General features: G+C 71.0%; 1 pseudogene. It reads right to left on the bottom strand.

Features of this window, described 5'->3' with window-relative positions:
• Positions 1 to 104: 104 nt before the first annotated feature.
• A pseudogene (locus IH48_RS0132485) lies at positions 105 to 393 on the bottom strand (glycine hydroxymethyltransferase); the annotation flags it as partial.

Below are 393 nucleotides of genomic sequence, written 5' to 3'. Positions count from 1 at the left end.
CCCCCGCGGCGGAGCCGCGCAGACAACACAGCCCCGCGCCCCTGCAAGGGGCGCGGGGAACTGCGCGAGCAACCACGACGCACCCGCACCAGACAACGAAGTTGTCAGCCCAGGTCGACCTCGGGGTAGAGGGGGAAGCCCGAGACCAGGTCCGTCGCACGGGTGGCGATCTCTTCCGCCGTCTTCGGGTCCAGCACGTGCTGGGCCATGGAGCGCGTGCCCTTGGCCGTCGTGCCCGGTTCCGTGGCGGTCAGGACGCGGTCGATGAGGCACGCGATCTCGTCCATTTCCTCCACGCCCAGGCCCCGTGTCGTCAGCGCGGGCGTGCCGACGCGGATACCGGACGTGTACCAGGCACCGTTCGGGTCGGCCGGGATCGCGTTGCGGTTGGTG

It is taken from the genome of Streptomyces sp. NRRL F-5126, from assembly GCF_000721265.1.
Taxonomy (GTDB): domain Bacteria; phylum Actinomycetota; class Actinomycetes; order Streptomycetales; family Streptomycetaceae; genus Streptomyces.
Note: the sequence above shows the minus strand (reverse complement) of the source record. Positions and strands in the feature narration are given on the sequence as shown.